The sequence below is a fragment of the Corynebacterium sp. HMSC055D05 genome (assembly GCF_001810365.1).
GTDB classification, from domain to species: domain Bacteria; phylum Actinomycetota; class Actinomycetes; order Mycobacteriales; family Mycobacteriaceae; genus Corynebacterium; species Corynebacterium coyleae.
In genome coordinates this window covers 1-5,581 of the sequence record NZ_KV801081.1, presented here as the reverse complement: position 1 = coordinate 5,581, position 5,581 = coordinate 1, and the positions used below count along the sequence as shown (strand labels likewise).

At 65.1% G+C, this 5,581-nt stretch carries 5 protein-coding genes, 1 tRNA gene and 1 other RNA gene; 1 reads left to right on the top strand and 6 read right to left on the bottom strand.

What is annotated here, in order from left to right:
* Nucleotides 1–96: 96 nt before the first annotated feature.
* The 6 genes from recR to ffs all read right to left on the bottom strand — a co-directional run bounded on the left by recR (nt 97) and on the right by ffs (nt 5,283).
* Complete coding sequence (gene recR / locus HMPREF2734_RS09970; RefSeq protein WP_070570743.1) at nt 97–723, bottom strand: recombination mediator RecR; 627 nt, start codon at nt 721–723, stop codon at nt 97–99.
* Between the two features lie 67 nt (nt 724–790).
* Nucleotides 791–1,165, bottom strand: a complete 375-nt coding sequence (locus HMPREF2734_RS09965) for a YbaB/EbfC family nucleoid-associated protein (protein WP_070451098.1) — start codon at nt 1,163–1,165, stop codon at nt 791–793.
* A 53-nt stretch (nt 1,166–1,218) separates the two neighbouring features.
* The gene (locus HMPREF2734_RS09960) at nt 1,219–3,309 is read right to left on the bottom strand and encodes a DNA polymerase III subunit gamma and tau (RefSeq protein ID WP_070570741.1); all 2,091 of its coding nucleotides are present in this window, start codon (nt 3,307–3,309) and stop codon (nt 1,219–1,221) included.
* Between the two features lie 10 nt (nt 3,310–3,319).
* On the bottom strand, nt 3,320–3,856 hold the full coding sequence (locus HMPREF2734_RS12110) for a hypothetical protein (protein WP_070570739.1): 537 nt from the start codon (nt 3,854–3,856) through the stop codon (nt 3,320–3,322).
* A complete protein-coding gene (locus tag HMPREF2734_RS09950) occupies nt 3,846–5,117 on the bottom strand; it encodes an aspartate aminotransferase type Ic (RefSeq protein ID WP_070570857.1) in 1,272 nt (423 codons plus the stop codon). The genes HMPREF2734_RS12110 and HMPREF2734_RS09950 overlap by 11 nt, the downstream gene beginning before the upstream one ends.
* Before the next feature lie 70 nt (nt 5,118–5,187).
* Nucleotides 5,188–5,283: signal recognition particle sRNA small type (gene ffs / locus HMPREF2734_RS09945), an RNA gene on the bottom strand.
* Nucleotides 5,284–5,412: 129 nt separating this feature from the next.
* Between ffs and HMPREF2734_RS09940 the strand changes: the two genes are divergently transcribed.
* Nucleotides 5,413–5,498 (top strand) — tRNA-Ser (locus HMPREF2734_RS09940).
* Nucleotides 5,499–5,581 lie beyond the last annotated feature (83 nt).

Below are 5,581 nucleotides of genomic sequence, written 5' to 3'. Positions count from 1 at the left end.
TCATACCCAAAACGCTAAACGCCCGGCGCAGAAAATGCACCTGGCCTGTGGATAACTGGGCGTGGAGTCGTCGAAAAGTAAAGAGTTATCCACAAATCACAGCTTGAGGCGCCCGGTTAACGCGCGGGAGAGTGTCAGCTCGTCGACAAACTCCAAGTCCCCGCCAAGCGGCATACCCGACGCCAAGCGCGACACCGTCAGCGACGGGAAGTCCTTCAACAGACGCGCCAAATACGACGCCGTCGCCTCCCCCTCCGTATCAGGGTCGGTGGCCAAGATGACTTCGGTGACGTCGGGGTTGTCGGCGCCGTCGACGTCGTCAAGCACACCGCCAATGCGCTGCAACAACGGCGCGATGGCCAGATCCTTCGGGCCGACATTCGCCAACGGATCCAACGACCCGCCAAGCACGTGATAGCGGCCCGAATACTCCCCCGTGCGCTCAATGACCTGGATGTCCTTCGCGTCTTCCACCACGCACACCAGCGACTTGTCGCGGCCCGAGTCGGCGCAAATGCGGCACACTTCCTCGCGCGAGACGTTGTTGCAGATGCGACAAAACGTCACCCCGTCGCGCACGGCGGCCAAGGCGGCGCGCAGCCTATCGATGTCCTCTGGCTCCGTCTTCAGCAAGTGAAACGCGATACGTTGCGCGGACTTGGGGCCGATGCCGGGGAGGCGCGAGAATTCGTCGATAAGGTCTTGCAGCGGTCCTTCAAACACGCGGGGGTTCCTTTCGTGGCATGAAAAACGCGCCCGACCAAGCCGGCCGGACGCGGGAAGCGACAGGTTAGACGATGCCGCCGAACGGGATCTCGCCCGGGCCTGCCTGCGGGGCGCCACCCTGCGGTGCGCCGCCACCCATTGCGCCGCCGGTCAGCGGGGCGATCTTCTCTTCGGCGAGCTTGCCGGCCTGGTCGTGGGCGTCGCGGTATGCGGCGAGGATGAGGTCCTGCAGCGTCTCAACGTCCTCCGGGTCAACGGCTTCCGGCTTGATGGTCAGGTCGGTGATTTCGGCGCCGCCGGTCATGGTGACGGCAACGAGGCCGCCGCCTGCGGTGCCGGTGACCTCGGTCTGCAGCAGTTCCATCTGTGCCTGCTGGAGTGCGGCCTGCACTTCGGCGGCTTGGCGGATGAGTTCCTGCATGTCCTGTGGCTGGGTCATGGTTGCAACCTTTCGTTTGTTGGTAAAGCTCCGTGGGCCATTGTACGCGTCGCTTAGAGGGGTTTGGCTCCGAGTTCGGCGGCGAGGAGGTCCATGGCGACTTCGGTGGCGTCGCGGCGGTCGGCGGTTCGTTCTCCGTCGCGTGCTTCTTGGGCCATGTCGCGTTCTTCGTCTTCGCGTGTGTATTCGGGTTCGGCTTCTTCGAAGGGTTCGGTGGGTTCGGGTGGTGGTGGGATGTCGTCGCGTTCGCGTTTGGCGCGTTCGGCGGCCTTTTGGCTGGCTGCGGCGACGGCGGCTTGCCAACTGTTGGCGGGGGCAGGGTCTTCGGGCTTTTCGCTTGTCGACGACCCCTCTTCCGGATTCCACACCTCCCTCGGTTCTGGCCGCTTGATGTGGGCGGCGTCGGGGTTGGTGCCGACCACGCAACGGACCTTGATTGGCGTACCGAGCTTCTCGGTGAACACTGCGACGATGTCTGCGTTGTTGCGTTCGGCGTTGATCCGGTCAGCGAGTGCTCCGGTGTGGTGGCCGACGACGAGGGTGTCGTTGTCGAAGCCGAGGGGTTTCGCTTCCGTCAGCATGATTTCAGCGACCTGGTTGCGTGCGCCGACGGATTGGCGCAGGCGGGTCCAGTCGCGTTCGATGCGCTGGTACAGGTCGTCCGTGTCCGGTTGTGGTGTGGCCTGTTGCGGCGCGGGTTGCTGCGACGCGGGTTGGGCAGGTTCGGGTTCACGCTGCGGTTCCGGTTGCGGCGCGGGTTCGTGCGGCGGTTCCGACGCCGGCTGCTGTGGTTCGGGTGGCGGCGTCTGCTGCGCTCGCGGCTCGGATGCCGGTTGAGCAGGCGCAGGCGCGGGTGTGGGTTTGCGCGAGGCGGTGCGGGAGCTTGCAGCGGCGGCTGCAGCGGCTGCGGCGGCGGCAGCGCCTCCCCCGCCAGCTGCGCCAGCGTTGCCGGAGGGAGCACCAGCAGAACCAGCAGAGCCAACAGCACCAGAACCAGCACCGACACCAGCGCCCGCCGCACCCGGCGCCGCGCCCACCGCGCCGCCGCCGACGCTGACGGTGAGGAGGTGCGCCATCATGATTTCGAGGAGCAGGCGGGGCGAGGTGGCGCCGGCGAGGTCGGGGAGTCGGTCGTTGACTTCGGTGGCCAGGGCGGACAGGTGGGCGGGGGTGAAGAGTTCGGCTTGGTGTTTGAGGATTTCGGAGCGGTCGGTGGGGGCGTCGACAAGCCCTTGCCCGAATGCGTCGGGGACGGTGCGGATCAGGAGGAGGTCGCGCATGCGGTCGAGGAGGTCGAGGGCGAAGCGGCGGGGTTCGTGGCCGGATTCGATGACTTCGTCGATGGTGCGGAACATGGCGGAGCCGTCGCCGGATGCGATGGCGTCGACGGCGGCGTCGAGAAGTGTAAGGTCTGTGACGCCCAGCAGTGGCAGGGCGAGTTCGTAGGTCAGGCCGTCGGGTCCAGCTCCGGCGAGCAGCTGGTCGAGGATGGACAGGGTGTCGCGCGGGGAGCCGCCACCGGCGCGGATGACCAGGGGGTAGACGTTTTCGTCGACGGTGACGCCTTCGTCGGCAACGATGCGCTCGAGGAGGGAACGCATGGCTTGGGGCGCGAGCAGGCGGAATGGGTAGTTGTGGGTGCGCGAGCGGATGGTGCCCAGCATCTTTTCGGGTTCGGTGGTGGCGAAGATGAAGATGAGGTGGGCGGGTGGTTCTTCGACGATTTTGAGCAGCGCGTTGTTGCCCTCTTTGGAGATCATGTGGGCTTCGTCGATGATGAAGACGCGGTAGCGTGAGTCGCTAGGTGCGTATAGGGCGCGTTCGCGCAGGTCGCGCATGTCTTCGACGCCGCCGTGGGAGGCCGCGTCGATTTCCATGACGTCGAGGTTTCCGTTGCCGCCGGGGGCGAGGGAGACGCAGGAGGGGCATACGCCGCAGGGGGTGGAGGTTGGTCCTTCGGCGCAGTTGAGTGAGCGTGCGAGGATGCGGGCGGATGATGTTTTGCCGCAGCCTCGTGGGCCGGAGAACAGGTAGGCGTGCGAGATGCGGTTGTTGTCCAGCGCGGTGGACAACGGTCGCGTTACTTGTTCTTGCCCGACGACTTCGCCGAATGTTGCGGGGCGGTATTTCCTGTACAGAGCCACGCGGGCTACCTTACTCGGCCTCGCGATTCCATTCGGTGGTGTTGGTGCCGCGGCGTCGTAGCCTGCGGGTTAGTACGTCGAGGCCTTGGTCGCGGGCGATGGTGTATTCGTCGTCGGTAAGCGCGACGAGTTCGAGCAGCAGGGTGAGCCTGTCGGGTTCGCGGTATAGCGGTGTGCCGCGGTCGAAGAGTTCGGGTTCGCGCAGCCAGCCGTGGCGTGCGGTGGTGCCGAGCTCGTCGAGGGCGCCTTCGAGCAGCACGCCGGGTTGTGCGGGGATGCCGAGGCGCTCAATGGCACGGGCTGCGGCAACGACGGCGCGCCCGGGCAATTGCTTATCGACGACCCCACCTACCGTCACAATCTCACACCGCACATCAGTCGCCCCATCCCCGTCGATGACCAGGCCGGTGTCGACTTGGGAGAAGCCGACGGTGCAGGCTGCGGGGGTGGAGTTGATGGTGGTGAGGGCGACGGCGGCGTCGTCGATAAGCATGAGCTCGATGTCCATGAAGGACCCGAGCCATGCTGCGACCTGATCAGTTTTCATGCGCCTCGATGCAGGCGAGCAGCACGCAGGTGGCCACGCCGTCCATGGCGGTGCGGACCTCGTCGAGCGGCGGCAGGGACGGTGCGAGGCGGATGTTCTCGTCGTGCTCGTCGATGCCTCCCGGGAAGGATGCGCCGGCCTTGGTCAGGGTGATGCCGGCTTCCTTGGCCAGTTCCCAGACGCGCTTGGCGGAGCCGTCCTTGACGTCCAGGGAGATGAAGTAGCCGCCGGTCGGCTCGGTCCACTCCGCGACGCCGTACTCATCGAGGCGCTCCTTGAGGATGCCGATGACAGCCTCGAACTTCGGGGCGAGCGAACCGGAGTGCTTGAGCATGTGGGCGCGCAGGCCGTCGACATCGCCAAAGAAGCGAGCGTGTGCCAACTGGTTGACCTTGTTCGGCCCGATGCCGCGCACGCCAGCGTGGCTGTTGTACCAGTCCAGGTTCTCCTTGGAGGAGGCAAAGAACGCCACGCCCGAGCCGGCGTGCGTGATCTTGGAGGTGGACGACATGTACCAGAAGCGGTTCGGGTTGCCATGCTTCGCGGAGATCTCGAGGACGTTCGGGTTGTCCGGGAACTCGTCGGTCAGCGTGTGGATGGCGTACGCGTTATCCCAGATCAGGCGGAAGTCCGGCGCGGCGGTCTCCATGGCGCAGAGACGCTCGATGGTCTCGGCGGAGTAGGTGATGCCGGTGGGGTTGCCGAAGATCGGCACCGACCACATACCCTTGACCTGCGGGTCCTTCACCAGTTCCTCGACGAGGTCCATGTCGGGGCCGGTCGGGGTCATCGGCACCTGGATCATCTCGAAGCCGAAGTGCTCGACGATGGTGAAGTGGCGGTCGTAGCCCGGCACCGGGCAGATCCACTTGACGGTCTCCTCGCCCTTCCAGGGGCGCGGCGAGTCGTTGGTGCCCCAGATGTAGGCAAAGGAGACGAGGTCGAACATGATGCTCAGGCTCGAGGAATCACCCGCGACGACGTTCTCCGGAGCGACGCCGAGGGCCCCGGCCCACAGCTCGCGGATGTCCGCAATGCCGTCGAGGTTGCCGTAGTTGCGCACGTCAGCGCCGGTCTTGTCGGTGTAGTCGTCCGCCCCCGGCAGCGACAGCAACGCGTCAGAGAACCCGAGCTGCTCTGCGGACGGCTTGCCACGCGTCAGGTTCAGGTTGAGGTTTCGGGCCTTGAGTTCCTCGTACTGTGCGCGAGTGCGCTCGGCGAGTTCGTTGAACTGGGCTGCGTCCAGGTCCTTGAGAGACATCATCACTCCAGATGTTCGAAGGCGAATTTTGCGTGCCCACCATCGTAGCGGCCTATCCGTCCCCGAACATGAAAAAGGGACCCCACGCACCTGCTAGAGCTCGCTGACCCTTGCTGCGTTCCCGCCCTGGGGGAGTTCACAAGATAACACCGCGTGAGATCCTGCCTGACACTGTAGCCATCTCTCGCGTGAGAACACAACCTGCGCGCCCCACCTGCCGTTTTGGCGCTGTGGGGTGTGTGCATTACCATGTCCAAAGACGCTTCGCCGGTGCATGCCGGGGAGGTTGTTCGCTGGAGGATTCGACTAGCGGCCTATGTCACACGCCTGGAACGCGTGCGGGTTTCACGACCCTCGTGGGTTCAAATCCCACATCCTCCGCAAATTTCACGCCCCGCGTTTCTACGCGGGGCGTTTTTGCTACCGTTCTGGGTTAAGGCTCAAAAAGTGTGTCTGCTATCGGC

What these genes read in the sequence shown, in the direction of transcription:
- HMPREF2734_RS09965 (WP_070451098.1), bottom strand. Translation starts at nt 1,165, where the DNA reads ATGACCCAGCCACAGGACATGCAGGAACTCATCCGCCAAGCCGCCGAA.
- HMPREF2734_RS12110 (WP_070570739.1), bottom strand. Translation starts at nt 3,856, where the DNA reads ATGAAAACTGATCAGGTCGCAGCATGGCTCGGGTCCTTCATGGACATC.
- HMPREF2734_RS09950 (WP_070570857.1), bottom strand. Translation starts at nt 5,117, where the DNA reads ATGTCTCTCAAGGACCTGGACGCAGCCCAGTTCAACGAACTCGCCGAG.